This window comes from Pseudomonas sp. NPDC086566, from assembly GCF_050280885.1.
GTDB classification, from domain to species: Bacteria; Pseudomonadota; Gammaproteobacteria; order Pseudomonadales; family Pseudomonadaceae; genus Aquipseudomonas; species Aquipseudomonas vlassakiae.
In genome coordinates this window covers 196,774-220,919 of record NZ_JBNNWD010000002.1, presented here as the reverse complement: position 1 = coordinate 220,919, position 24,146 = coordinate 196,774, and the positions used below count along the sequence as shown (strand labels likewise).

Here is a 24,146-nt window from a genome sequence, read left to right as displayed (position 1 = left end):
TTGGCTGACTGGCTGTCAGGCCTCCCGTGCAGCATGGGCAATGCAGGCCTCGCGGAACGCCTGGAAAAGGCTCCGGGAGACCGGGTTTTCGGCGAAACGCCATTCCGGGTGCCACTGCACACCAAGCACAAAGCCGGGCGCGTCAGGCATCGACACCGCTTCGATCAGGCCATCGGGGGCCCGTGCCTCGACCCGCAGGCCTGGGGCCAGGCGGTCGATACCCTGGCTGTGCAACGAGTTGACCTCGAACTGCGCAGCCAGGCCCAGGCGCTCGAACAACCCGCCAGGCGCAATGCTGACGGGATGACGAGGGCCATATTGGACTTCAAGGGGTGCATCCTCGGGTTCACGATGATCCATGTAGCCAGGCAACGCCTGCACGCGCTGATGCAGGCTGCCGCCCAGAGCCACGTTCAGTTCCTGAAAGCCACGGCAGATGCAGAACACCGGCACGCCAGCGGCAATCGCCGCCTGCAGCAAGGGCAGGGTCAGCCGGTCACGGGCAAGGTCGTGCCGGGTCCCTTCGGCGCTGGGGGCGCCATTGTAATGATGCGGCTCGATATTTGAAGGCGAGCCCGTAAAAACAATGCCGTCGAGCTGGGCCAGCAGCGCCTGCGTGTCACTGCCGCCGTCGCGCGCCGGCAGAATCAGTGGCAATCCGGCGAAGCCGGCGGCCTCCACGTACTTGTCGCCCACCGTGTGCGACGAGTTCTTCCCGACCTGCTGGCGGCAGGCGCTGATACCGATCAAGGGGACCGCAATTGCGCTCATGGGCTTACACCGTGTGCAGGTACCAGTTGTACTCGAGGTCGGAAATCGAAACTTCGAATTCGGCCAGCTCACTTTCCTTGCAGGCCACGAAGATATCGATGTAGTCCGGGCTGATGTATTGGTTGAGGACTTCGCTGTCATCCAGCGCACGCAGGGCGTCACGCAGATTGTTCGGCAGGCTCTGCTCCAGCTGTTCGTAAGAGTTGCCTTCGATCGGTGCACCCGGCTCGATCTTGCTGGTCAAACCGTGGTGAATACCGGCCAGGATGGCCGCCAGCATCAGGTAAGGGTTGGCATCGGCACCGGCGACGCGGTGCTCGATACGGACGTTCTCGCTGCTGTCGGTCGGTACGCGTACGGCCACGGTGCGGTTGTCCAGGCCCCAGCTCGGCGCGTTCGGTACATAGAACTGCGCACCGAAGCGGCGATAGGAGTTGATGTTCGGGCAGAGGAAGGCCATCGACGCCGGCATGGTCTCCAGCACACCCCCGATGGCGTGGCGCAGGGCGTCGCTTTGCAGCGGGTCTTCATGGGCAAAGATGTTCTTGCCGGTTTTCTTGTCCAGCAGCGAGATGTGCACGTGCAGGCCGTTGCCCGCCTGGCCCGGGTAGGGCTTGGCCATGAAAGTGGTGTCCATTTCATGGTCGTAGGCGACGTTCTTGATCAGGCGCTTGAGCAGGATTGCGTAGTCGCAGGCCTTCATCGGGTCGGCGACGTGGTGCAGGTTGACTTCGAACTGCGCCGGGGCGCTCTCCTTGACGATGGCATCGGCTGGCAGGCCTTGCTCCTTGGCCGCTTCGAGCATGTCCTGCAGGCAATCGGCGTATTCGTCGAGGTCGTCGATCAGGTACACCTGGGTCGACTGTGGGCGCTTGCCCGAAATCGGCGAGCGTGGCGGTTGCGGGCGACCGTTGAGGTTGTCCTGGTCGATCAGGTAGAACTCCAGCTCGAACGCGGCGCAGATATCCAGGCCCATGGCGTCGAACTTGCTCACCACCTGACGCAGCACCTCGCGCGGGTCGGCGAAGAACGGTTCGCCTTCCAGTTCGTGCATGGTCATCAGCAGCTGCGCGGTCGGGCGCTTTTGCCATGGCTCGTTACAGAGCGTACCGGCAATCGGGTAACAGATGCGGTCGGCGTCGCCGATATCGAGGCCCAGGCCGGTGCTTTCTACGGTCGAGCCATTGATATCAAGGGCGAACAATGAGGCCGGCAGGTTGATACCCTTCTCGTACACCTTGTGCAGGCTGGCGCGCTCGATGCGCTTGCCGCGTACCACGCCGTTCATGTCGGAAATCAGCAGATCGACGTACTGCGTATCCGGATGGGCCTGAAGGAAGTCATTCATCTCGCTGGAAGTACTGGCGCACGGGGTGACCGACGTCATGGCTTACATCCTATGATTTGCTGCGGCGATGTGGGGATACGGCTGGCGCCTCACGGGCGACGATGGTTGCAGCTGTTGTTCTTTTCACTTTCCCATCGTGGGGATTGGTTACCCGACCGGGCGCATTGATTCCCGGGGGCCGTTTCACTATAAAATGGCCCTCATGCAACAGACATTGGCAATTCGGCAAGCAGAGCGTGCACCAATGCAATATCAGATTACCCACGCCGACCTTTCTCTGGTCCTGGCACTGGAACGCGGGCGCTCACTGGCCAAGGCCGCCGAACTGCTCAAGGTCGACGTTTCGACCGTATTCCGCTCGATTCGCCGGCTGGAGTCGGCGCTGGGCACCGCGCTGTTCGTGAAAAGCCGAAAAGGCTACCTGCCGACCGACACGGCCCAGGCCCTGGCCGAGCAGGCAGAGCGCGCCGAGCAGGCGCTGGATGCCGCACGCATCGCCATGACCAGCGGCGAGCAAGTGGTCAGCGGCACCGTGCGCCTGACCTGCACCGAGGCGGTGATGCACAGCCTGCTGCTGCCAGCGCTGGCGGCGTTCATGCCGAACTACCCGGCGTTGTCGCTGGAGATGGGTACCTCAAACACCTTCGCCAACCTAAGCCGCCGCGATGCCGACATCGCCTTGCGCCTGACCAACACCCCACCGGAGCACCTGGTCGGTCGCTGCCTGGGCTCCACCTCTTATGTGATCTGTGGTCAGCCGCAGTGGCGCGAGCGCCTGAACGAGTCGGCCAGCAGCGTGCCGTGGATCGCCCCGGACGACTCGATGCAGGACCACCCTACCGTGGTCTGGCGCAACCAGCAGTACCCGGGGCTGAGCCCGCGCTACCAGTGCAGCGGCATGTCGACCATCGCCCAGTTGGTGAGCACCGGGCTGGGCGTGGCGGCATTGCCGGACTATATGGTCGATGCGCTTCCAGGGGTCGACGCGTTGAGTGGGCCGCTGCCGGGCTGCGATACCCAGCTGTGGCTGTTGACCCGGCCGGATTGCCGGGCGTTGCGCTCGGTGCAGACCTTGTTCGAGGAACTGACGCCGCGGTTGCGGGATGCAATGCTCTGAGGTTATCGTCGGGATCATGTATCGAGGGTGTTTGTTCCGGCCCTTTCGCGGGTAAGCCCGCTCCCGCAGGGTGCGCGGCGCTGGTGAGAAATACATCATTCCTGTGGGACTTGCCCGCGAAGAAGCAGACACCGGCCTCGAAGGTGATCACCCGACAAAACAGCGCTTCCCTATTGGCTGGTGATTTTTTAAACTATCGAGTCCGCCTGCCCGAATTGGGCTGCACGCCTACCGCATTTGCTACTGAGGAAGACCATGGCCCGCGTAACTGTTGAAGACTGCCTGGAACACGTGGATAACCGTTTTGAGCTGGTCATGCTCTCGACCAAGCGCGCCCGTCAGCTGGCTACCGGCGGCAAAGAGCCCCGCGTAGCGTGGGAAAACGACAAACCGACCGTGGTCGCCCTGCGCGAAATCGCCGAAGGTATCGTGACCCCTGAGTTCATCGCCGCCGAAGAGATCGTTACCGAGGATCCGGTCTTCGCCGCGTTCGAGGACGAGTCCAACGAGGCTGTCTGATCGATGCCCTGTCGACGTCGCGCGGCACAAGGCCCTCTTCCTCGGCAAGAGGTGAAACCATGCCGGGCATAGAAGCCTTAGCCGAACGGCTGTCGACCTATCTGGGGCCCGAACAGGTCAACCTGGTTCGGCGCGCCTATTTTTACGCCGAACAGGCACACGACGGGCAGCGCCGCCGCAGCGGCGAGCCCTACGTGACCCATCCGCTGGCAGTGGCCAGCATCCTCGCCGACATGCACATGGACCATCAGAGCCTGATGGCGGCCATGCTGCACGACGTGATCGAAGACACCGGCATCGCCAAGGAAGCCCTCTGCCAGCAGTTTGGCGAGACCGTGGCCGAACTGGTCGACGGGGTCAGCAAGCTGACCCAGATGAACTTCGAAACCAAGGCCGAGGCGCAGGCCGAAAACTTCCAGAAGATGGCCATGGCCATGGCCCGCGATATCCGCGTGATCCTGGTCAAGCTGGCCGACCGCCTGCACAACATGCGCACCCTGGAAGTGCTGTCCGGTGAAAAACGCCGGCGCATCGCCAAGGAAACCCTCGAGATCTACGCCCCCATCGCCAACCGACTGGGCATGCACACGGTGCGCGTGGAGTTCGAGGACCTAGGCTTCAAGGCCATGCACCCGATGCGTTCGTCGCTGATCCACCGGGCGGTGAAGAGCGCACGCGGCAACCGTAAAGAGATTGTCGCCAAGATCGAGCAATCGCTGGCCAATTGCCTGGCCGCCGATGGTATCGAAGGCGAAGTCAGCGGACGGCAGAAGCACCTCTATGGCATCTACAAGAAGATGCGTGGCAAGCGCCGCGCCTTCAACGAGATCATGGACGTATACGCCTTCCGCATCATCGTCGACAAGGTCGACACCTGCTACCGCGTGCTCGGCGCCGTGCATAACCTGTACAAGCCGCTACCCGGTCGCTTCAAGGATTACATCGCAATCCCCAAGGCCAACGGCTACCAGTCGTTGCACACTACGCTGTTTGGCATGCACGGCGTGCCCATCGAAATCCAGATCCGTACCCGCGAGATGGAAGAGATGGCCAACAACGGTATCGCCGCGCACTGGCTGTACAAGTCCAACGAAGACGAGCAGCCCAAGGGCAGCCACGCCCGGGCGCGCCAATGGGTCAAGGGCATCCTGGAGCTGCAGCAGCGTGCTGGCAACTCGCTGGAATTCATCGAGAGCGTGAAGATCGACCTGTTCCCGGACGAGGTCTACGTGTTCACGCCCAAAGGCCGGATCATGGAGCTGCCCAAAGGCTCCACAGCCGTCGATTTCGCCTACGCGGTGCACACCGACGTCGGCAACAGCTGCATCGCCTGCCGCATCAACCGGCGCCTGGCACCGCTGTCCGAACCGCTGCAGAGCGGCTCGACGGTGGAAATCGTCAGCGCCCCGGGCGCACGGCCAAACCCGGCCTGGCTCAATTTCGTTGTCACCGGCAAGGCGCGCACGCACATTCGCCACGCCCTCAAGCAACAGCGTCGCTCCGAGTCGATCAGCCTCGGTGAGCGCCTGCTGAACAAGGTGCTGACCGGCTTCGACAGCAGCCTCGAGAAGATCCCCCAGGAGCGTATCCAGGCGATCCTTGCCGAGTACCGCCTGGAACTGATCGAAGACCTGCTCGAAGACATCGGCCTCGGCAACCGCATGGCCTACGTGGTCGCCCGCCGCCTGCTGTCGGCCGAAGGCGAACCGCTGCCGGCGCCGGAAGGCCCGCTGGCGATCCGCGGTACCGAAGGCCTGGTGCTGAGCTACGCCAAGTGCTGCACGCCAATCCCGGGGGACCCGATCGTTGGCCACTTGTCGGCGGGCAAAGGCATGGTCGTGCACCTGGAAAACTGCCGCAACATCAGCGAAATTCGCCACAACCCCGAGAAGTGCGTACAGCTCTCGTGGGCCAAGGACATCGCAGGCGAGTTCAACGTCGAGCTGCGTGTCGAGCTTGAACACCAGCGCGGCCTGATCGCCCTGCTGGCCAGCAGCGTCAACGCTGCCGACGGCAATATCGAGAAGATCAGCATGGACGAACGCGACGGCCGTATCAGCGTGGTCCAACTGGTGGTCAGCGTGCACGACCGTGTGCACCTGGCACGTGTGATCAAGAAGCTGCGTACCTTGACCGGCGTGGTCCGCATCACCCGCATGCGTACGTAGTCCGCCAACCGCAAGGAGTCATCATGAGCAAGACCGTCATCAACAGCGACAAGGCCCCTGCCGCTATCGGCACCTACTCCCAGGCGATCAAGGCCGGCAACACCGTCTACATGTCGGGCCAGATCCCGCTGGACCCTAAGACCATGGAACTGGTCGAAGGCTTCGAAGCCCAGACAGTACAGGTGTTCGAGAACCTCAAGGCCGTGGCCGAAGCGGCAGGCGGTTCGTTCAAGGACATCGTCAAACTGAACATCTTCCTGACCGACCTGAGCCACTTTGCCAAGGTCAACGAGGTGATGGGCCGCTACTTCGAGCAGCCATACCCAGCCCGCGCTGCCATCGGCGTTGCTGCACTGCCAAAAGGCGCCCAGGTCGAAATGGACGCCATCCTGGTCATCGAATGATGCCCTTGGTGACGGGCACCCTGCCCGTCACCCCTCCTCAGCAAGGTTATCCCGTCATGCGTCACGCACTTCCCCTCGCGCTGGTAGCCCTGCTTCTGGGCGGCTGCGCCAGCCACAAACCCGAAGATTTCAACGGCACCTGGATCAACCAGGCCGCCATCAAGGCCGCCAGCAAAGGCGGCAGCCTGCGCCAGGCGCTGAACGAGCACGGCCCGGTGTTCGAGTGGAAGCTCGATGTCGCGAACCAGCGGGCCAGCTACAGCAATGGTTTCGAGGCCGCCGACGGCCAGCTGATCGCCAACCAGAAGCAATGGCAGGCCAGCTTCCAGGGCGGCCAGACCGAACAGCTCGAACTGGATGGCGATGAACTGAAAGCCACCACACAGAGCGGCGCCGAGCAGACCTTCGTGCGCGCCAAGCAGCCCGGCAATGCGCCTCTGGGCGGCAGCTTCGAGAAGGCGCTGTACCAGGCTTACCTCGGTGGCGACTGGAAGATCATCGAAGGCCAGGGCAAAGGCGCCACCGTCCGCTTCAGCGACACTGGCAACGTCACCGGCCTGCCAGGCCCGGACCGTTTCGCCCTGTGCCTGGCCGGCGACTGCGCCAGCATGGGTGGCAACAACGACAGCCTGTGGCTGGAGCGCAACCAGCGCGGCGCACCGTTCATCTTCAAGCGTGATGGCGACAAGCTGGCGATCTTCCAGGCGGTGAACACGGCCCAGGCGGACGAGATTCCGCAATTGGCGGCCGGTACTCAGCAGTGGGTGCTGGAGCGGGACTGAGGCACTCCTTCAAATCGGGTGCCATCCCCTGTGGGAGCGGGTTTACCCGCGAAAGGGCCCCCGCGATGGATGGCACGGGCTTCGCCCGTGTTCGCGGGTAAACCCGCTCCCACAAAGAAAGCAATGCGCAGGCTGATGGATCAGCCCTCGCCTGCGAGGATGGCGGCATAGCCTTCCTTGTAGCTCGGATACTCAGGCGCCCAGCCCAACGCCCGCACCCGGGCGTTGCTGCAACGCTTGCTGCCGGTGCGGCGAACGCGCTGATCATCGGACCACTCGGTAACCCCCATGTACTCCCGCAGCCAGGCCACCACATCGGCCAGCGGCGCCGGGTCGTCGTCGACGCCGATGTAGCACTCCTCCAGCGCCACGCCATCGGCGTCGGCCTGTAGCAAGAAGGCCATCAGGCTCGCAGCATCCTCGGCATGAATCCGGTTGCCATACAGCGGCGGCTCCTCGGCCACCCGATAGCCCTGGCGCACCTGGCTCAGCAGCCACTCGCGACCCGGGCCATAGATGCCAGTCAGACGAATCACGCTGGCAGGAATGCCGCTTGCCAGCGCCAACCGTTCGGCCTCCAGCATGACTTTCCCGGAATAACCTTCAGGTTCTGTCGGCGCGGTTTCGTCGATCCATTCACCGTCCTTTTGCGCAAACACGCTGCTGCTGGAGACGAACAGCAAACGCCGCGGGCGCTGGCCGCGCTCGGCCAGCCACGCAAGCACATGGCGCAAACCATCGACGTAGGCGCTCTGGTAACCTGCCTCGTCATGCTGGCTGGCGGCGACGCAGTACACCAGGTAGTCCGGTGAGCGCTGTGGCCATGCCTGTGGAATGGCAGGGTCGGACAGGTCGGCAGCAATGGCCGCAACGCCCTCCGGCAACTGCGCGACCGAGCGGCGCAATCCACTGACTTGCCAGCCTCTGGCCAGCAGCTGGCGGGCCAACCGGCCGCCTACATCACCACATCCCACGATAACTGCGGAAAGGTCTGACATCGCAAAACTCCCTAGACCAAAGGATCAGGCTAGCCGTATTACACGATAGGCGGCTAGACCGCGGGTGAAAAAAGCAACAAGATTACTTTTGTTAACAAGAATTACTTGCAATAATGGCACCCCTATCTGTTCTCGGCCTACATCGAGGCCCTGGAGAACGCTCACTTTCTTCTTCATCAGGTCCGGCCAGCATGACACGTATTCAACTTTCCGCTTCGCCAACCCCGTCGCGCGCCTGGCGCGCCATCGCCGCGCTGCTGTTCAGCCTGGTGCTGGCCCCGGTAGCCATGGCCGATGAGCCTGCCGCCAACGCCGCCGCCCCGGCCGCTGCCACCGCGCCAGCCACCCCGGCGCCCGCTGCTGCAGAAGGCCAGGCCGCTACCCCGGTCGCAGCACCTGCTTCCGCCGACCCGGCCGTGCAGGAACTGGTTGAAGACACCTCGCTGGGCATGGCCCATGACTTGTCCCCATGGGGCATGTACAAGAACGCGGATATCGTCGTCAAAGCCGTCATGATCGGCTTGGCCATCGCTTCGATCATCACCTGGACGATCTGGATCGCCAAGGGCTTCGAGTTGATGGGCGCCAAGCGCCGCCTGCGTGGCGAAATCGCCGCATTGAAGAAGTCGGTGAGCCTGAAAGAAGCCAGCACTGTCGCCAATACTGAAGGCACCCTGGCCCATACCCTGGTCCACGATGCCCTCGAAGAGATGCGCCTGTCGGCCAACGCCCGCGAGAAAGAAGGCATCAAGGAACGCGTCAGCTTCCGCCTGGAGCGCCTGGTAGCTGCCAGTGGCCGCACCATGAGCAGCGGCACCGGCGTGCTCGCCACCATCGGCTCGACCGCCCCGTTCGTTGGCCTGTTCGGTACCGTGTGGGGCATCATGAACAGCTTCATCGGCATCGCCAAGACCCAGACCACCAATCTGGCCGTCGTCGCCCCAGGCATCGCCGAGGCCCTCCTGGCTACCGCACTGGGCCTGGTTGCAGCGATCCCGGCCGTGGTCATCTACAACGTCTTCGCCCGCTCCATCGCCGGCTACAAGGCGCAGGTGTCCGACGCCTCCGCCCAGGTACTGCTGCTGGTCAGCCGTGATCTGGATCATCAGGGCAGCGACCGCGCCGCCCCGCACATGGTGAAAGTGGGGTAAACCATGGGCCTGCATCTCAACGAAGGTGGCGACGACCTCGCCGAAAACCACGAAATCAACGTTACGCCGTTCATCGACGTGATGCTGGTGCTGCTGATCATCTTCATGGTCGCAGCCCCGTTGGCCACGGTCGACATCAAGGTCGACCTGCCGGCCTCGACCGCCAAGCCGGCACCGAGGCCTGAAAAACCAGTGTTCGTCAGCGTCAAGGCCGACCAGAAGCTGTATGTCGGCGACGATCAGGTCCCTGCCCCCGAACAGCTTGGCCCGATGCTCGACGCCAAGACCAAGGGCGACAAGGAAACCACCATCTTCTTCCAGGCCGACAAGGGCGTGGATTACGGTGACCTGATGGAGGTGATGAACAACATGCGCGCGGCCGGCTACCTCAAGGTCGGTCTGGTAGGTCTCGAGACGGCAGCCAAGAAATGACGAAAACGCGCTCAACCGTGGCGCGCTACGGTGGCAGCCTGGCGATCGTGCTGGGCGTGCACGTGGTCGCCGTGCTGCTGACGCTGAACTGGTCGGTGCCCCAGGCTATCGAGCTGCCGCCGGCAGCCATGATGGTCGAGCTGGCACCGCTGCCCGAACCCGCGCCGCCGCCACCACCGAAAGCCGCCCCACAGCCGCCAGCACCGGTCGAAGAACCGCCGTTGCCAAAGTTGGTCGAGGCGCCGAAACCGAAGATCGCCATCGCCAAGCCGCCCAAGCCGAAGCCCAAGCCTCAGCCACCGAAGCCTGAGAAGAAGCCTGAGCCGCCGAAAGATGAACCACCGGCCAAGGAACAGGTAGCTGATACACCGCCAAGCAACACGCCACCGCAAAAGTCGGCGGCACCGGCGCCAAGCATCGCCTCCAACAGCCAGGCACTGCCAACCTGGCAGAGCGACCTGCTGCGCCACCTGGCGAAGTACAAGCGCTACCCGGAGGACGCTCGCCGCCGAGGCCTGCAGGGCATCAACCGCCTGCGCTTCGTGGTCGACGCCGAAGGCAAGGTGGTCTCCTACTCCATGGCAGGCGGCTCCGGCAGCGCGGCCCTGGACCGGGCGACCCTGGAAATGATCCGCCGCGCCGGTACGGTACCCAAGCCGCCAGCCGAGCTGCTGACCAATGGCACGATCGAAGTCGTGGCACCGTTCGTCTACTCGCTGGACCGTCGCTGATACTTTTGTTTCTGTCACAAATCGGCAAGTCTGATAACGTGCGTCTATCGATTGCAGCCGCTATGCTGGGGCCGCAACTTCATGGACGCACGTTATGACCCTCACAGAATTACGCTACATCGTCACGCTCGCCCAGGAGCAGCACTTCGGCCATGCTGCCGAGCGCTGCCACGTCAGCCAGCCGACCCTGTCGGTCGGCGTGAAGAAGCTTGAGGACGAGCTTGGCGTGCTGATCTTCGAGCGCAGCAAAAGCGCGGTGCGCCTGACCCCGGTCGGCGAAAGCATCGTGGCCCAGGCGCAGAAGGTACTGGAGCAGGCCCAGGGCATTCGCGAGCTGGCCCAGGCCGGCAAGAACCAGCTGACCGCCCCGCTCAAGGTCGGCGCCATCTATACCGTTGGCCCGTACCTCTTCCCGCACCTGATTCCACAGCTGCACCGGGTTGCGCCGCAGATGCCGCTGTACATCGAAGAAAACTTCACCCATGTGCTGCGAGAGAAGCTGCGCAACGGCGAACTGGACGCGGTGATCATTGCCCTGCCGTTCAACGAAGCTGACGTGTTGACCCTGCCACTGTACGACGAGCCGTTCTGTGCCTTGATGCCCGCCGACCACCCTTGGACGGCGAAAAAGACCATCGATACTGCGATGCTCAACGACAAGAGCCTGCTGTTGCTCGGCGAGGGCCACTGCTTCCGCGACCAGGTGCTGGAAGCCTGCCCGACACTGAACAAAGGGGGCGAAGGCTCCAAGCACACCACGGTCGAGTCCAGTTCGCTGGAAACCATCCGCCACATGGTCGCTTCCGGCCTGGGGGTGTCGATCCTGCCGCTGTCGGCCGTGCATAGCCATCATTATGCCCCCGGGGTCATCGAAGTACGCCCACTCACCCCGCCTGCGCCATTCCGTACCGTCGCCATCGCCTGGCGCGCCAGCTTCCCGCGGCCGAAGGCAATCGAGATCCTTGCCGACTCGATCCGCCTCTGCTCGGTGGCCAAGCCGCCTGTGGAACAACCGGCCTGATCCATGACTGAGCTGTCGAAGGTTTCGGTCACCGCGCTCAAGGGCGTAGGCGATGCCATGGCGGAGAAGCTCGCCAAGGTCGGCCTGGAGAACCTGCAGGATGTGCTGTTCCACCTGCCCCTGCGCTATCAGGACCGTACCCGCGTGGTGCCGATCGGCCAGTTGCGCCCGGGCCAGGATGCGGTGATCGAGGGTGTGGTCAGCGGTGCCGACGTAACCATGGGCAAGCGCCGCAGCCTGGTGGTGCGCCTGGGTGACGGCACGGGCGTGTTGAGCCTGCGCTTCTACCACTTCAGCAATGCGCAGAAGGAAGGCCTCAAGCGCGGCACTCACCTGCGCTGCTACGGCGAAGCCCGCCCCGGCGCCTCGGGCCTGGAGATCTACCACCCCGAGTACCGTGCACTGAATGGCGACGAGCCGCCGCCACCGGTCGAACAGACCCTGACGCCGATCTACCCGTCCACCGAAGGCCTTACCCAACAGCGCCTGCGCGCGCTCTGCCAACAGAGCCTGGGCATGCTCGGGCCGCGCAGCCTGCCCGACTGGCTGCCCGACGAGCTGGCTCGCGACTACCACCTGGCACCGCTGGACGATGCCATCCGCTACCTGCACAACCCGCCAGCCGACGCCGACCTCGACGAGCTCGCCGAAGGCCAGCACTGGGCCCAGCACCGCCTGGCCTTCGAAGAGCTGCTGACCCACCAGCTGTCGCAACAGCGCCTGCGCGAGAGCCTGCGCAGCTTGCGTGCGCCGGTACTGCCCAAGGCCAGGCGCCTGCAGGCGCAATACCTGGCCAATCTCGGTTTCCAGCCGACCGGGGCACAGCAACGGGTAGCCAACGAAATCGCCTATGACCTCAGCCAGCACGAACCCATGATGCGCCTGGTGCAGGGCGACGTCGGCGCCGGCAAGACGGTGGTCGCCGCCCTTGCCGCTCTGCAAGCCCTGGAAGCTGGCTACCAGGTGGCGCTGATGGCGCCTACCGAGATCCTTGCCGAGCAGCACTACATCACCTTCAAGCGCTGGCTCGAGCCTCTGGGTATCGAAGTCGCCTGGCTGGCCGGCAAGCTCAAGGGCAAGGCCCGCGCCAGCGCCCTTGAACAGATCGCCGGCGGCGCGCCCATGGTGGTCGGTACCCACGCGCTGTTCCAGGAAGAGGTTCGCTTCAAGCACCTGGCCTTGGCGATCATCGACGAACAGCACCGCTTCGGCGTGCAGCAACGTCTGGCCCTGCGCAAGAAAGGCGTCGCCGGCGAGCTCTGCCCGCACCAGCTGATCATGACCGCCACGCCGATCCCGCGTACCTTGGCCATGAGCGCCTATGCCGACCTCGATACCTCGGTACTCGATGAATTGCCACCAGGGCGCACGCCGGTGAATACCGTGCTGGTCGTCGACAGCCGCCGCTTCGAAGTGGTCGAGCGGGTCCGCGCCGCCTGCGCCGAGGGGCGCCAGGCCTACTGGGTGTGCACGCTGATCGAGGAATCCGAAGAGCTGACCTGCCAGGCGGCCGAAAGCACTTTCGAAGAGCTTGGCAGTGCGCTGGGCGAATTGCGCGTAGGCCTGATCCATGGCCGCATGAAACCGGCAGAAAAGGCCGAGGTCATGGCTGAGTTCAAGCAAGGCAACCTGCAACTGCTGGTCGCCACCACGGTGATCGAGGTCGGCGTAGACGTGCCCAACGCCAGCCTGATGATCATCGAAAACCCCGAGCGCCTGGGCTTGGCCCAGTTGCACCAGCTGCGTGGCCGGGTTGGCCGGGGCAGCGCGGTGAGCCACTGCGTGCTGCTGTATCACCCGCCGCTGTCGCAGATTGGCCGCGAACGCCTGGGGATCATGCGGGAAACCAATGATGGCTTCATCATTGCCGAGAAAGACCTGGAACTGCGCGGGCCCGGCGAAATGCTCGGCACACGGCAGACCGGCCTGCTGCAGTTCAAGGTCGCCGACCTCATGCGCGACGCCGACTTGCTGCCGGCGGTGCGTGATGCGGCCCAGGCGTTGCTGGCGCGCTGGCCCGACCACGTCAGCCCGCTGCTCGACCGCTGGCTGCGCCACGGTCAACAATATGGGCAGGTGTGACGCCCGTCCCAGAATGGATCCAGCTTTGCCAACAGGCTGGTTATACTTCGCGTTTAAAAGAACGAGTGGATACAGACCATGACTGAAGTTGCCCTGGACACTGCAACCCCGCACGCACCGTCTGTAATCCGGCTGTTGCTCGAAAAACTGCACGTTGCCTTTGAAGAGGTGGCGGAACATCCAGCGCTACCGGCCGCGTCCCGGGTGCAGGCGATCCTGCTCGATGACGAGATTGGCGCCCTGCTGGTACTGTTCCCGCAGAGCAAGCTCCTGGACCTCAACCGCCTCGAAGAGCTGACCGGTCGCAAGCTCAAGGCCGTGCCGTTGCCACGCCTCAGGCAGATGCTCGACAAGCACAAGCTCAAGGCCCTGCCGGCCATTCCGGCCCTGACCAGCTCGCCTTGCCTGTACGAAGGCAAACTGCTCGACGCCGAACACCTGTTCATCCAGTCTGGTGAAGCCGGCCTGCTGCTCAAGATTCACCGTAATGACTTCAAGCGCATGCTCGCCAAGGCCAGCGCCGGCAGTTTCGGCCAGCCCGTGCGCGACATCCGCCCCAACCTCGATCGCCCGGATGACGATTCCAGGGAAATCACCCTGGCGGTCCAGGCCTTCACGGCCCGGCGCATCCAGAAGCGCCTGGAAGAAACCATCGAGATCCCGCCACTGGCCGATACGGCGCAAAAGATCATCAAGCTGCGGGTCGACCCCAACGCCAGCATCGATGACATCACCGGCGTGGTCGAAACCGACCCGGCCCTGGCCGCGCAGGTGGTCAGCTGGGCCGCTTCGCCCTACTACGCCTCACCCGGCAAGATCCGTTCGGTGGAAGACGCCATCGTCCGCGTCCTGGGCTTCGACCTGGTCATCAACCTGGCACTCGGCCTGGCGCTGGGCAAAACCCTGAGCCTGCCCAAGGACCACCCGCAGCAGGCCACGCCGTACTGGCAGCAGTCGATCTACACTGCGGCCATCATCGAAGGCCTGACCCGCGCCATGCCACGTGCCGAGCGTCCGGAGGCTGGCCTGACCTACCTGGCGGGGCTGCTGCACAACTTCGGCTACCTGTTGCTGGCGCACGTATTCCCGCCACATTTCTCGTTGATCTGCCGCCACCTCGAGGTCAACCCGCACCTGTGCCACACCTACGTGGAACAACACCTGCTGGGCATCAGCCGCGAGCAGATCGGCGCTTGGCTGATGAAGCTGTGGGACATGCCGGAAGAGCTGTCGACCGCGCTGCGTTTCCAGCATGATCCGACGTATGAAGGCGAGTTTTCGGCCTACCCGAACCTGGTGTGCCTGGCGACCCGACTGCTGCGCTCGCGGGGCATCGGCTCGGGGCCTCAGGAGCAGATTCCCGAGGACCTGCTGGAGCGTGTGGGGATCACCCGGGACAAGGCGGAGGATGTGGTGAACAAGGTACTCGAAGCCGAGGCTTTGCTGCGTGACCTGGCGTCGCAGCTCAACGCCCCCCATTAAAGCTGACTGAGACCCTTGTGGGAGCGGGCTTGACCCGCGAAGCAGGCGCCTCGGTGTATGGCACCGGCTTCGCCGGTGTTCGCGGGGCAAGCCCGCTCCCACGGCGGACGAGTCAGTCGTTCTTCAGCCTTTCTTCTTGGGTTTCAGGTACTTCATCAGCCCCTGGAACCACATCACCAGCGCCGGATTGCCCTTGATCTGGATGTTCTTGTCCTGAATGCCCTGCATGAACGCCAGCTGCTTGTTGCTCGCCTGCATCGTGGCAAAGCCGTAGGCGGCGTCCTTGAAGGCGATGGCGAAGGCCGGCTGCGGATGGCTGCCACCCTTGCTGCTGATGCGCTCACCGCTGACGATGAAGTGCCGCGCTACCTTGCCGTCCAGCGTCTGCATCTGGAACACCAGGTCTTTGTCCTTGAGTTGCTGCTGAAACGCCGGGTTGTTGCGGCTGGCCCTGGCCATCAGCAGCCCCATGGCCCAAAGAAGAAAGCGAAACTTCATCAACGCGCCTCGAGTAAAAAATGACTGAAGTACGGAGTTTATCCTTTTCCTGAACTAATTACGCAAGTTCGCGACATTTAGTCTCCAGAATGCATAACGGGCGCCCTGAGGCGCCCGTTTGGATGACTCTGGAGGTCAGCAGTGGATCACTTTTTCTTGGCTGGCTTGGCGGGGGTGTTAACACTGTCGCGCAGGTTCTTGCCAGGCTTGAAGGCAACGGTGTTGCTGGCTTTGATCTTCACCGGTTGACCGGTTTGCGGGTTCTTGCCAGTGCGGGCACCACGATGACGTTTTTCGAAGGTACCGAAACCGACCAGGGTAACCGTGTCCTTGTCCAGGGCACCGGTGATGCTGTCGAGAATGGCGTTCAGCACCTGGTTGGCTTTTTCCTTGGTCAGGTCAGCCTTTTCGGCAATGACAGCGGCGAGTTCTGGTTTACGCATAGTGAAGCCTCTTTGACGGGATTTCTTGTTGTTATGCCGTGCTGCCATTGAAGCAGCGTTCAAGGCACCGCAGGCTCTAATCTGCGGCAGACGGAACTGAGAATGGCACGCCCACCAAGGCCGCGCCAGTATCTGGGCGGCCATTGTGCAGGCAACAACAGGATAAATCCGACAGAACGCCAGCTATTTACGCCATGAGAGCGGGCAACTGCCGATTCAGCGCAAGTTTTGACATGACGGCGCTGCCAGTCAGGGCATAGCCGAGCAACTGGCCGTCGGCGGCATGGCAGAGCAATTTCAGGTCGCTACCCTGCCCTTCGACCTGCCAATTGCCTTCACGGCCCGGTGGCGGCGGTGATACCACCAGTGGGCAAGCCGGGGTCTTCACGGTAATCGGCATCGGCCCGTAGCTGACTTGGGTCGGGTTGCCGGCCAGGGTCTGCGCCAAGGCACGAGCGCAGGCCATCAACGGCATCACGTACAGCAGGTTGATGCCGTCGACTTCGGCACAGTCGCCAAGGGCGAAGATGTTGCTGTGCGAAGTGCGCAGCTGACGATCCACTACCACGCCGCGGTTGGTCTGCAAGCCGGCAGCAGCGGCAAGGTCGGTACGCGGGCGCAGGCCGATGGCCGAGACCACCAGGTCGCAGATGATCACTTGTCCATCGGACAGGTGCGCCTCAAGCCCCTCTCCTGCCTGCTGCAGGCGAGCCAGCACCGGGCCGAGGTGGAAGCGTACGCCCAGCCCTTGCAGGCCGGCTTGCACGGCAGCGGCGGCAGCCGGGTGCAACAAGGTCGGCATCACCTGCTCGCAAGGCGCCACCACATCGACCTCGAAGCCGCCCAGACGCATGTCGTTGGCAAACTCGCACCCGATCAGGCCGGCGCCGAGAATCAGCACCCGCTGCTTGCCCGCCGCCGCAGCACGGAAGCGCGCATAGTCTTCAAGGTCGTTGATCGGGAAAATCCGCCCGGCACCATCACCTTCGACTGGCACCTGCACGGTCTGCGCCCCCCAGGCCAGTACCAGGTCGCGATATTCGATTGCCTCTTCGCCAACCCACAGGCGCTTGTGGCCCGGATCGATGCCACTGATGCGGGTATGGGTGCGAACCTCGGCCTTGAGCTGCTCGGCCATCGCGCCAGGTTCGGCCATGCACAGGCCATCGGCGTCCTTCTGCTTGGCAAAGCCCGTGGAGAGCATGGGCTTGGAGTAGGACCGGCCATCATCGGCGGTAATCAGCAGCAGCGGCGTGTCACCATCGAGCTTGCGAAATTCACGTGCCAGGTTATAGCCGGCCAGGCCGGTACCGATAATTACCACGGGGGACGTCATGCGCTGCCTTCCTTTTTTAGCCGATGGCGATCATTTCGAAGTCGCTCTTGCCCACACCGCAGTCAGGGCACAGCCAGTCTGCCGGTACGTCTTCCCAGCGGGTACCAGGCGGGATGCCGTCATCCGGCCAGCCTTCGGCTTCGTCATAGATCAGGCCACAGACAATACACTGCCACTTTTTCATCAGGTCATTTTCCTCGGTGTCGATCAGGCTTTGTTGTAGCCCGGCATTATGCAAGCACTCAAGGCAATCATGCTAAGCTCGCCGCCTCTCTGGCTGTAATCAAGCATACCGACGTGTCGTACGAATCCCCGCAAGCAGCCGCTGTCGCGTGGCTGCCGTATTCACAGCTGGCCACTGGAACCGACCAGCCAACCCTGGACTGGCTGTTCGACGAAGGCTCCCTGACTCGGCGCCTCACCCAGCTGTCCCAGGGCCACTTCAGCGTCACCCCCCTGTTCGAAGGCTGGCAACCGCTGCGCGATGACGAATGCGGGGCCCTGAACCTTGCGCCAGGTGCAGAAGGCTGGGTGCGCGAAGTGTTCCTGCGCGGGCATGGCGAGCCTTGGGTGTTTGCCCGCAGCGTGGCCAGCCGCAGCGCCCTGGAACGCGGCGGGCTGGACCTGGAAACCCTGGGTAGCCGTTCGCTGGGCGAATTGCTGTTCTGCGACCAGGCATTCATCCGCCACCCGATCGAGGTGTGCCGTTATCCACAAGGCTGGTTGCCAGCCGATGCCTCGCAAGCTGGGCTCTGGGGGCGCCGCTCGCGCTTCGCCCGTAACGGCCTCGACCTGCTGGTGGCCGAAGTTTTCCTGCCTGCACTGTGGCAAGCGGCCAAGGAGGAAAACCGCTGATGTACCTGCAACTGCTCAAGTCGCTCAACCGCCTGCACCCCCGAGCCTGGGACTTTGTCCAGCTCAGCCGCATGGATCGGCCGATCGGCATCTATCTGCTGCTGTGGCCGACCCTGTCAGCGGTATGGATCGCCGGGCACGGCTCGCCCACCCTGGCCAACGTGCTGATCTTCGGCCTTGGCGTGGTGCTGATGCGCGCTGCGGGTTGCTGCATCAACGACTTCGCCGACCGCAAGGTCGATGGGCATGTCAAACGCACCGCCGACCGGCCGCTGGCCAGCGGCCGGGTCACGTCGCGCGAGGCGCTGGCATTGTTCGCCATCCTCGTCGGGGTGAGCTTCCTGCTGGTGCTGTGCACCAACAGCCGGACCGTTTGGCTATCGTTCGGCGCAGTGGCGCTGGCGTTCTGCTACCCATTCATGAAGCGCTACACCTATTACCCGCAGGTGGTGCTGGGCGCCGCGTATTCCTGGGGCATTCCCATGGCCTTTACCGCGGCCGGTGACGAGTTGCCCGCCAGTGCATGGCTGCTGTACATCGCCAACCTGTTGTGGACAGTGGGTTACGACACCTACTACGCCATGGTCGATCGCGATGACGACCTGAAGATCGGGGTGAAATCGACCGCGATCCTGTTCGGCGAGGCGGACCGGGCGATCATCCTGACCTTGCAGCTACTGTCACTGGGCTGCCTGCTGCTGGCGGGCAGCCGCTTCGAGCTGGGTGGCTGGTTCCACCTGGGGCTGCTGGGAGCGGCGGCGTGCTTTGCCTGGGAATACTGGTCGACACGCAAGCTGGACCGCGAATCGTGCTTCAAGGCGTTTCTGCACAATCACTGGGCGGGGTTGCTGGTGTTCATCGGGGTGGTGCTGGATTACGCATTGCGCTGAGCCACCGGGGCTGCTTTGCAGCCCATTCGCGGCACAAGGCCGCTCCCACATCGACCGGCTTATGCAGGACCTTGTGGAAGCGGCCCCAGCTATCTCAAGGCTTGGCGACGTGCCAGACGTCCTTCATGCCGTCACCGGTCATGTCACCGGCTTTCTTGTCCTTGACGAAGGTGTACAGCGGCTTGCCGTCATAGGCCCACTGCATCGAGCCGTCGTCGCGCGTGACATGGGTCCACTTGTCTTTCGGGGCTTCATCCTCTTTCTTGACCATCAACGGTGGCCAATTCTTTGCACACTCACCATTGCACATCGACTTGCCGCCGGCATCCTTGTCGAACGTGTACAGCGTCATGCCATTGTGGTCGACCCACATGCCGTCTTTCTCCATGGCATGGTGGGCGGACGCCACCCCCGGCAGCGCCAGTGCAGCGAAAAGGGCCATCCAGCTCAGCGTATGTCGTGTCATTGGAATCACCATGAATTCGGGGGTGGATTGCGTGTTGTTTGCCGCCACGGCGGCCCTGTGAAGCCTAGCCCAGTCATGGAATGTCGCCAGAACGGCCAACACCCTGTCACACAGCTGCAATAATTCCGTTATCTAATGCGGGCCAAGACACGATTCCCGGGAGAGGTTTTGAGCATGGTTGGCAGAAACATTCTGATCGTCGACGACGAAGCACCGATTCGCGAGATGATCGCCGTTGCCTTGGAAATGGCCGGCTATGACTGCCTGGAAGCCGAAAACTCCCAGCAAGCCCACGCGATCATCGTCGACCGCAAACCAGACCTGATCCTGCTCGACTGGATGCTGCCGGGCACCTCCGGCATCGAGCTGGCACGCCGCCTCAAACGCGACGAACTGACCGGCGACATCCCGATCATCATGCTCACTGCCAAGGGCGAAGAGGACAACAAGATCCAGGGCCTGGAAGTCGGCGCCGACGACTACATCACCAAGCCGTTCTCGCCCCGTGAGCTGGTAGCCCGGCTCAAGGCGGTACTGCGCCGCACCGGCCCGAGCGACAGCGAAGCGCCAATCGAAGTCGGCGGCCTGCTGCTCGATCCGATCAGCCACCGCGTGACCATCGACGGCAAGCCGGCCGAGATGGGCCCTACCGAATACCGCCTGCTGCAGTTCTTCATGACTCACCAGGAACGCGCCTATACCCGTGGCCAGCTGCTCGACCAGGTGTGGGGCGGCAATGTGTATGTCGAGGAGCGCACCGTCGACGTGCACATCCGTCGCCTGCGCAAGGCACTGGGTGAGGCCTACGAAAATCTGGTACAAACCGTCCGGGGCACTGGCTACCGCTTCTCGACCAAGAGCTGATCGAGCCGACAAGCGCCAAGCTGCACGTCGTTGTACAAGGACCGTCAATTGAACCAGAACTGGCACGCGACCCTGATTCGCCACCTGTTGCTGCTGATCACTGTCTGCCTGATCGGCGGCCTGGTCAGCGGCTATTACGGCTGGAGCCTGGCCATCGGCCTGGCGCTCTATCTGGGCTGGACACTCAAGCAGCTGTTGCGCCTGCATGACTGGCTGCGCAACCACCAGCCCGACGAAGCACCGCCCGATGGCTACGGCCTGTGGGGCGAGGTGTTCGACAGCATCTACCATCTGCAACGCCGCGACCAGCGCGTGCGCGGGCGCCTGCAGGCGGTGATCGACCGGGTGCAGGAGTCTACTGCGGCACTGCGCGACGCGGTGATCATGCTCGACAGCGATGGCAACCTGGAGTGGTGGAACCGTGCCGCAGAGACGTTGCTGGGCTTCAAGACCCCCCAGGACGGCGGCCAGCCGGTCACCAACCTGGTACGCCACCCGCGCTTCAAGGAATACTTCGAGGCGCAGAACTACGTCGAACCACTGGAAATCCCCTCACCGATCAACGACCGCCTGCGCGTGCAGTTGCACATCACCCGTTACGGCAACAATGAACACCTGATGCTGGTGCGCGATGTCACCCGCATCCACCAGCTGGAGCAGATGCGCAAGGATTTCGTTGCCAACGTCTCCCACGAGCTACGCACGCCGCTGACGGTGATCACCGGCTACCTGGAAACCCTGCTGGACAACGTCGAGGACGTCAACCCGCGCTGGGCCCGGGCGCTGCAGCAGATGAACCAGCAAGGCTCGCGCATGCAGACCCTGCTCAACGACCTGCTGTTGCTGGCCAAGCTGGAAGCCACTGACTACCCGTCGGATAACCAGCCGGTGGCGGTCGATGCCTTGCTCATCGCGATCAAGCAGGATGCCCAGGCACTGTCCGGGCCACGTAACCAGAAAATCACCCTGGAAGCCGCGCCAGGGCTGCGCCTGAAGGGCAGTGAATCGGAACTGCGCAGCGCCTTCTCCAACCTGGTGTTCAATGCCGTGAAGTACACCCAGGATGAAGGCACCATCCGCATCCGCTGGTGGGGTGACGAGCACGGCGCGCACCTGTCGGTGCAGGATTCCGGGGTGGGTATCGACGCCAAGCACCTGCCGCGGCTGACCGAACGCTTCTACCGGGTCGACTCCAGCCGTGCGTCGAATACTGGCGGCACGGGCCTGGGGCTGGCGATCGTCAAGCACGTGCTGATGCGCCATCGTGGCAAGCTGGAAATCAGCAGCGTGCCGGGGCATGGCAGCACCTTCACCTGTCATTTCGGGCCGGCGCAATTGGCCAACGGCAAAGCCTGAGGTATCGAGGGCTGCCTTGCAGCCCTTTGCTTTTGCTGCCCCAGCCGCTACATTGGATCCCCTGTGCCAGCAAGAGCTGGCACTTTTTTTCTCTTTCTCGAAGACGGACCCCGTAAAAACCCCATCATGGACCCTTCCCCTGGTATCAGCCTCGCCTCGTTATTCGCCGATTTCGGCATGATCATCTTTGCCTTCCTGCTGGTGCTGCTCAACGGCTTCTTCGTTGCCGCCGAGTTCGCCATGGTCAAGCTGCGCGCCACCCGCGTCGAGTCCATTGCCGAACTGCATGGCTGGCGCGGCAGCATCCTGCGCAAGGTACACAACCAGCTCGACGCCTACCTGTCGGCCTGCCAGCTGGGCATCACCCTCGCCTCGCTCGGCCTGGGCTGGGTCGGTGAACCGGCTTTCGCCCACTTGCTCGAACCGCTGCTGGCTTACCTGGGCGTGGACAGCGCCGAAGTGGTCAAGGCGGTGTCGTTCTTTGTTGCCTTCTTCGTCATTTCGTACCTGCACATCGTGGTCGGCGAACTGGCGCCCAAGTCGTGGGCGATCCGCAAGCCCGAGCTGCTGTCGCTGTGGACCGCCGTGCCGCTGTACCTGTTCTACTGGACCATGTACCCGGCCATCTACCTGCTCAACGCCAGCGCCAACACCATCCTGCGCATTGCCGGCCAGGGTGAACCCGGCCCGCACCACGAACACCACTACAGCCGTGAAGAACTCAAGCTGATCCTGCACTCCAGCCGTGGCCAGGACCCGAGCGACCAAGGCATGCGCGTACTCGCCTCGGCCGTGGAAATGGGCGAGTTGGAAGTGGTGGACTGGGCCAACTCACGTGAGGACATGGTCAGCATCGACGCCCATGCCCCGCTCAAGGAGATCCTCGCCCTGGTACGCCGGCACAAGTTCAGCCGCTATCCGGTGTACGACGCCGAGCGCGAGGAGTTCACCGGCCTGCTGCACATCAAGGACTTGCTGCTGGAGCTTGCCGAACTCGAGCACCTGCCCGAAACCATCGACCTGGACGACCTGGCTCGCCCCTTGGAGCGCGTGTCGCGGCACATGCCACTGGCGCAGCTGCTGGAGCAGTTCCGCAAGGGCGGCGCGCACTTCGTGCTGGTGGAGGAAGCCGACGGCAAGGTGATCGGCTACCTGACCATGGAAGACGTGCTGGAAGTGCTGGTAGGTGACATCCAGGACGAACACCGCAAGACCGAACGCGGCATCCTCGCCTACCAGCCCGGCAAGCTGCTGGTACGTGGCGATACGCCGCTGTTCAAGGTCGAGCGCCTGCTCGGTGTCGACCTCGACCACATCGAGGCAGAAACCCTCGCCGGCCTGGTCTACGAAACCCTCAAGCGCGTGCCTGAGGAGGAGGAAGTGCTGGAAGTCGAAGGCCTGCGCATCATCATCAAGAAGATGAAAGGCCCGAAGATCGTCCTGGCCAAGGTGCTCAAGCTCGACTGACCCTAGGGGTTGCCAGCAGTGAAGTCTGGCAACCCGCCCAGCGGACGGTCGAACTGGAAGGGTATCGACTCCAGCGCCAGCCCGACATTGCGCTGCACCACGAAATGCAGGTGGGGCCCGGTGCTGTTACCGGTATTGCCCGACTTCGCCAGGGCCTGCCCCACGACCACCTGCTGCCCTTCGCGAACCACCACCGAACCCTGCATCAGGTGCAGGTAAACGCCCATGGTGCCGTCGGGGTGCAGAATCCGCACGAAATTGCCTGCCGGGTTGCTGCCTCGGCCACTCTGGCCATTCTCGACCTTCACCACCATACCGCCGCGGGCCGCAATGATCGGCGTGCCCTCCGGCATGGCGATGTCCATCGCATAGCGGCTCCTGGGGCCGAAGTGGCTGAAGCGGCCGTTCGGCCCTTGGGTCAGGCGGAATGGCCCGCCCTTCCAGGGGAACGGGTAGCGGTAGGCGAGAGAGCGCTGGCCAGGATCGCCCATGGCGTACTGAAAGCTTGTGGCGTACTGCAATTTGCCACCGGGTGCCGCCAGCACTGAACTCAGCACCTTGCTCGAACGCGGCCCCACCACGGCGCGTATGTTGCGCGGCTGGTTGCCACCGAAGGCGTTGCTCAGCTTGTCGATCCGCAGCTCGACCTGCATCGGCACGTACAGGTCGTTGTGCACCATGAAGCGCACACCGCCCGGGAAGGTTTCGGCCTGCAGGCGCACCTTGCCATCAATGCGATCGAGGATCGGCTCGCTTAGCTCGAAGGCTTTCGCCCCCGGGCTGTAGCGATCGGAGTACGAGACCACGCCGGTGTTGTCGACGGTCTTGTAGATCGTCATGCCCATGCTCGACGCCGAGGCCGAAAGCAAGGCACAGAAAAGCAACAAGCGGGCGGCGGCTGGCATGATGGTGGCTTTTTGACAGGTATGGTCTGTCGAAGACTAGCAGCGGGGTTGGCGATGGGT

25 protein-coding genes are annotated in these 24,146 nt (G+C 63.3%); 16 read left to right on the top strand and 9 right to left on the bottom strand.

Annotation, left to right across the window (positions count from 1 at the left end):
- Positions 1–15: 15 nt before the first annotated feature.
- Together ACQKPS_RS05235 and ACQKPS_RS05230 are read right to left on the bottom strand one after the other, a co-directional pair.
- Positions 16–771 carry a gamma-glutamyl-gamma-aminobutyrate hydrolase family protein gene (locus ACQKPS_RS05235; protein WP_283723390.1) on the bottom strand — a complete coding sequence of 252 codons (756 nt, stop codon included), beginning with the start codon at positions 769–771 and terminating at the stop codon, positions 16–18.
- 4 nt (positions 772–775) lie between these two features.
- Entirely contained in the window at positions 776–2,158 is a 1,383-nt protein-coding gene (locus ACQKPS_RS05230) for a glutamine synthetase family protein (RefSeq protein WP_254482314.1), read from the bottom strand.
- Positions 2,159–2,363: 205 nt separating this feature from the next.
- Here ACQKPS_RS05230 and ACQKPS_RS05225 point away from each other — a divergent pair, with 205 nt between their 5' ends.
- The 5 genes from ACQKPS_RS05225 to ACQKPS_RS05205 all read left to right on the top strand — a co-directional run bounded on the left by ACQKPS_RS05225 (position 2,364) and on the right by ACQKPS_RS05205 (position 7,109).
- On the top strand, positions 2,364–3,236 hold the full coding sequence (locus tag ACQKPS_RS05225) for a LysR family transcriptional regulator (RefSeq protein WP_176508497.1): 873 nt from the start codon (positions 2,364–2,366) through the stop codon (positions 3,234–3,236).
- A 255-nt stretch (positions 3,237–3,491) separates the two neighbouring features.
- Positions 3,492–3,755 (top strand): DNA-directed RNA polymerase subunit omega, encoded by a 264-nt coding sequence (gene rpoZ / locus ACQKPS_RS05220; RefSeq protein ID WP_016394025.1) that lies wholly within the window; start codon positions 3,492–3,494, stop codon positions 3,753–3,755.
- Between the two features lie 59 nt (positions 3,756–3,814).
- Positions 3,815–5,923 carry a bifunctional GTP diphosphokinase/guanosine-3',5'-bis pyrophosphate 3'-pyrophosphohydrolase gene (gene spoT, locus ACQKPS_RS05215; RefSeq protein WP_283723391.1) on the top strand — a complete coding sequence of 703 codons (2,109 nt, stop codon included), beginning with the start codon at positions 3,815–3,817 and terminating at the stop codon, positions 5,921–5,923.
- Positions 5,924–5,946: 23 nt separating this feature from the next.
- A complete protein-coding gene (locus tag ACQKPS_RS05210) occupies positions 5,947–6,327 on the top strand; it encodes a RidA family protein (RefSeq protein WP_009684531.1) in 381 nt (126 codons plus the stop codon).
- 56 nt (positions 6,328–6,383) lie between these two features.
- The gene (locus tag ACQKPS_RS05205; protein ID WP_427603057.1) at positions 6,384–7,109 is read left to right on the top strand and encodes a hypothetical protein; all 726 of its coding nucleotides are present in this window, start codon (positions 6,384–6,386) and stop codon (positions 7,107–7,109) included.
- A gap of 140 nt (positions 7,110–7,249) precedes the next feature.
- Here the strand turns inward: ACQKPS_RS05205 and ACQKPS_RS05200 are convergent, their stop codons facing one another.
- Entirely contained in the window at positions 7,250–8,107 is an 858-nt protein-coding gene (locus ACQKPS_RS05200; RefSeq protein ID WP_427603055.1) for an SDR family oxidoreductase, read from the bottom strand.
- A 191-nt stretch (positions 8,108–8,298) separates the two neighbouring features.
- On the opposite strand from ACQKPS_RS05200, the gene exbB reads away from it, so the two are divergent.
- The 6 genes from exbB to ACQKPS_RS05170 all read left to right on the top strand — a co-directional run bounded on the left by exbB (position 8,299) and on the right by ACQKPS_RS05170 (position 15,006).
- Positions 8,299–9,258, top strand: a complete 960-nt coding sequence (gene exbB / locus ACQKPS_RS05195; RefSeq protein WP_254482318.1) for a tonB-system energizer ExbB — start codon at positions 8,299–8,301, stop codon at positions 9,256–9,258.
- 3 nt (positions 9,259–9,261) lie between these two features.
- Complete coding sequence (gene exbD, locus ACQKPS_RS05190; protein ID WP_054884743.1) at positions 9,262–9,690, top strand: TonB system transport protein ExbD; 429 nt, start codon at positions 9,262–9,264, stop codon at positions 9,688–9,690.
- Positions 9,687–10,421 (top strand): energy transducer TonB, encoded by a 735-nt coding sequence (locus tag ACQKPS_RS05185; protein ID WP_427603052.1) that lies wholly within the window; start codon positions 9,687–9,689, stop codon positions 10,419–10,421. The genes exbD and ACQKPS_RS05185 overlap by 4 nt, the downstream gene beginning before the upstream one ends.
- Before the next feature lie 94 nt (positions 10,422–10,515).
- A complete protein-coding gene (locus ACQKPS_RS05180) occupies positions 10,516–11,442 on the top strand; it encodes a hydrogen peroxide-inducible genes activator (RefSeq protein ID WP_054884745.1) in 927 nt (308 codons plus the stop codon).
- A gap of 3 nt (positions 11,443–11,445) precedes the next feature.
- Entirely contained in the window at positions 11,446–13,524 is a 2,079-nt protein-coding gene (gene recG, locus ACQKPS_RS05175; protein WP_254482320.1) for an ATP-dependent DNA helicase RecG, read from the top strand.
- A gap of 78 nt (positions 13,525–13,602) precedes the next feature.
- Positions 13,603–15,006 (top strand): aminoacyl-tRNA deacylase and HDOD domain-containing protein, encoded by a 1,404-nt coding sequence (locus tag ACQKPS_RS05170; RefSeq protein ID WP_254482321.1) that lies wholly within the window; start codon positions 13,603–13,605, stop codon positions 15,004–15,006.
- A 123-nt stretch (positions 15,007–15,129) separates the two neighbouring features.
- On the opposite strand, the gene ACQKPS_RS05165 is transcribed toward ACQKPS_RS05170, so the two are convergent.
- The 4 genes from ACQKPS_RS05165 to ACQKPS_RS05150 all read right to left on the bottom strand — a co-directional run bounded on the left by ACQKPS_RS05165 (position 15,130) and on the right by ACQKPS_RS05150 (position 17,467).
- Complete coding sequence (locus ACQKPS_RS05165) at positions 15,130–15,504, bottom strand: helicase (RefSeq protein WP_103448459.1); 375 nt, start codon at positions 15,502–15,504, stop codon at positions 15,130–15,132.
- A 146-nt stretch (positions 15,505–15,650) separates the two neighbouring features.
- The gene (locus ACQKPS_RS05160) at positions 15,651–15,947 is read right to left on the bottom strand and encodes an HU family DNA-binding protein (protein ID WP_054884748.1); all 297 of its coding nucleotides are present in this window, start codon (positions 15,945–15,947) and stop codon (positions 15,651–15,653) included.
- A gap of 187 nt (positions 15,948–16,134) precedes the next feature.
- Positions 16,135–17,283, bottom strand: a complete 1,149-nt coding sequence (locus tag ACQKPS_RS05155) for an NAD(P)/FAD-dependent oxidoreductase (RefSeq protein WP_427603048.1) — start codon at positions 17,281–17,283, stop codon at positions 16,135–16,137.
- A 16-nt stretch (positions 17,284–17,299) separates the two neighbouring features.
- Positions 17,300–17,467, bottom strand: coding sequence for a rubredoxin (locus tag ACQKPS_RS05150; protein ID WP_054884848.1), 168 nt, complete (start codon positions 17,465–17,467; stop codon positions 17,300–17,302).
- Positions 17,468–17,580: 113 nt separating this feature from the next.
- Between ACQKPS_RS05150 and ACQKPS_RS05145 the strand changes: the two genes are divergently transcribed.
- The gene (locus ACQKPS_RS05145; protein ID WP_254482323.1) at positions 17,581–18,138 is read left to right on the top strand and encodes a chorismate--pyruvate lyase family protein; all 558 of its coding nucleotides are present in this window, start codon (positions 17,581–17,583) and stop codon (positions 18,136–18,138) included.
- On the top strand, positions 18,138–19,028 hold the full coding sequence (gene ubiA, locus ACQKPS_RS05140; protein WP_254482324.1) for a 4-hydroxybenzoate octaprenyltransferase: 891 nt from the start codon (positions 18,138–18,140) through the stop codon (positions 19,026–19,028). Before ACQKPS_RS05145 ends, ubiA begins: the two co-directional genes overlap by 1 nt.
- Positions 19,029–19,122: 94 nt before the next feature.
- Here the strand turns inward: ubiA and ACQKPS_RS05135 are convergent, their stop codons facing one another.
- Positions 19,123–19,494: a COG4315 family predicted lipoprotein gene (locus tag ACQKPS_RS05135; RefSeq protein WP_254482325.1), complete on the bottom strand. Its 372-nt coding sequence runs from the start codon at positions 19,492–19,494 to the stop codon at positions 19,123–19,125.
- A gap of 174 nt (positions 19,495–19,668) precedes the next feature.
- Here ACQKPS_RS05135 and phoB point away from each other — a divergent pair, with 174 nt between their 5' ends.
- The 3 genes from phoB (at position 19,669) to ACQKPS_RS05120 (ending at position 23,181) form a co-directional block, all read left to right on the top strand.
- Positions 19,669–20,358: a phosphate regulon transcriptional regulator PhoB gene (gene phoB / locus ACQKPS_RS05130; protein ID WP_003253341.1), complete on the top strand. Its 690-nt coding sequence runs from the start codon at positions 19,669–19,671 to the stop codon at positions 20,356–20,358.
- A gap of 48 nt (positions 20,359–20,406) precedes the next feature.
- Complete coding sequence (gene phoR, locus ACQKPS_RS05125) at positions 20,407–21,714, top strand: phosphate regulon sensor histidine kinase PhoR (protein ID WP_283723400.1); 1,308 nt, start codon at positions 20,407–20,409, stop codon at positions 21,712–21,714.
- A 126-nt stretch (positions 21,715–21,840) separates the two neighbouring features.
- On the top strand, positions 21,841–23,181 hold the full coding sequence (locus tag ACQKPS_RS05120; RefSeq protein ID WP_054884754.1) for a hemolysin family protein: 1,341 nt from the start codon (positions 21,841–21,843) through the stop codon (positions 23,179–23,181).
- Between the two features lie 2 nt (positions 23,182–23,183).
- Here ACQKPS_RS05120 and ACQKPS_RS05115 read toward each other — a convergent pair whose 3' ends face one another.
- On the bottom strand, positions 23,184–24,086 hold the full coding sequence (locus ACQKPS_RS05115) for a peptidoglycan DD-metalloendopeptidase family protein (protein ID WP_427603044.1): 903 nt from the start codon (positions 24,084–24,086) through the stop codon (positions 23,184–23,186).
- Between the last annotated feature and the right edge of the window lie 60 nt (positions 24,087–24,146).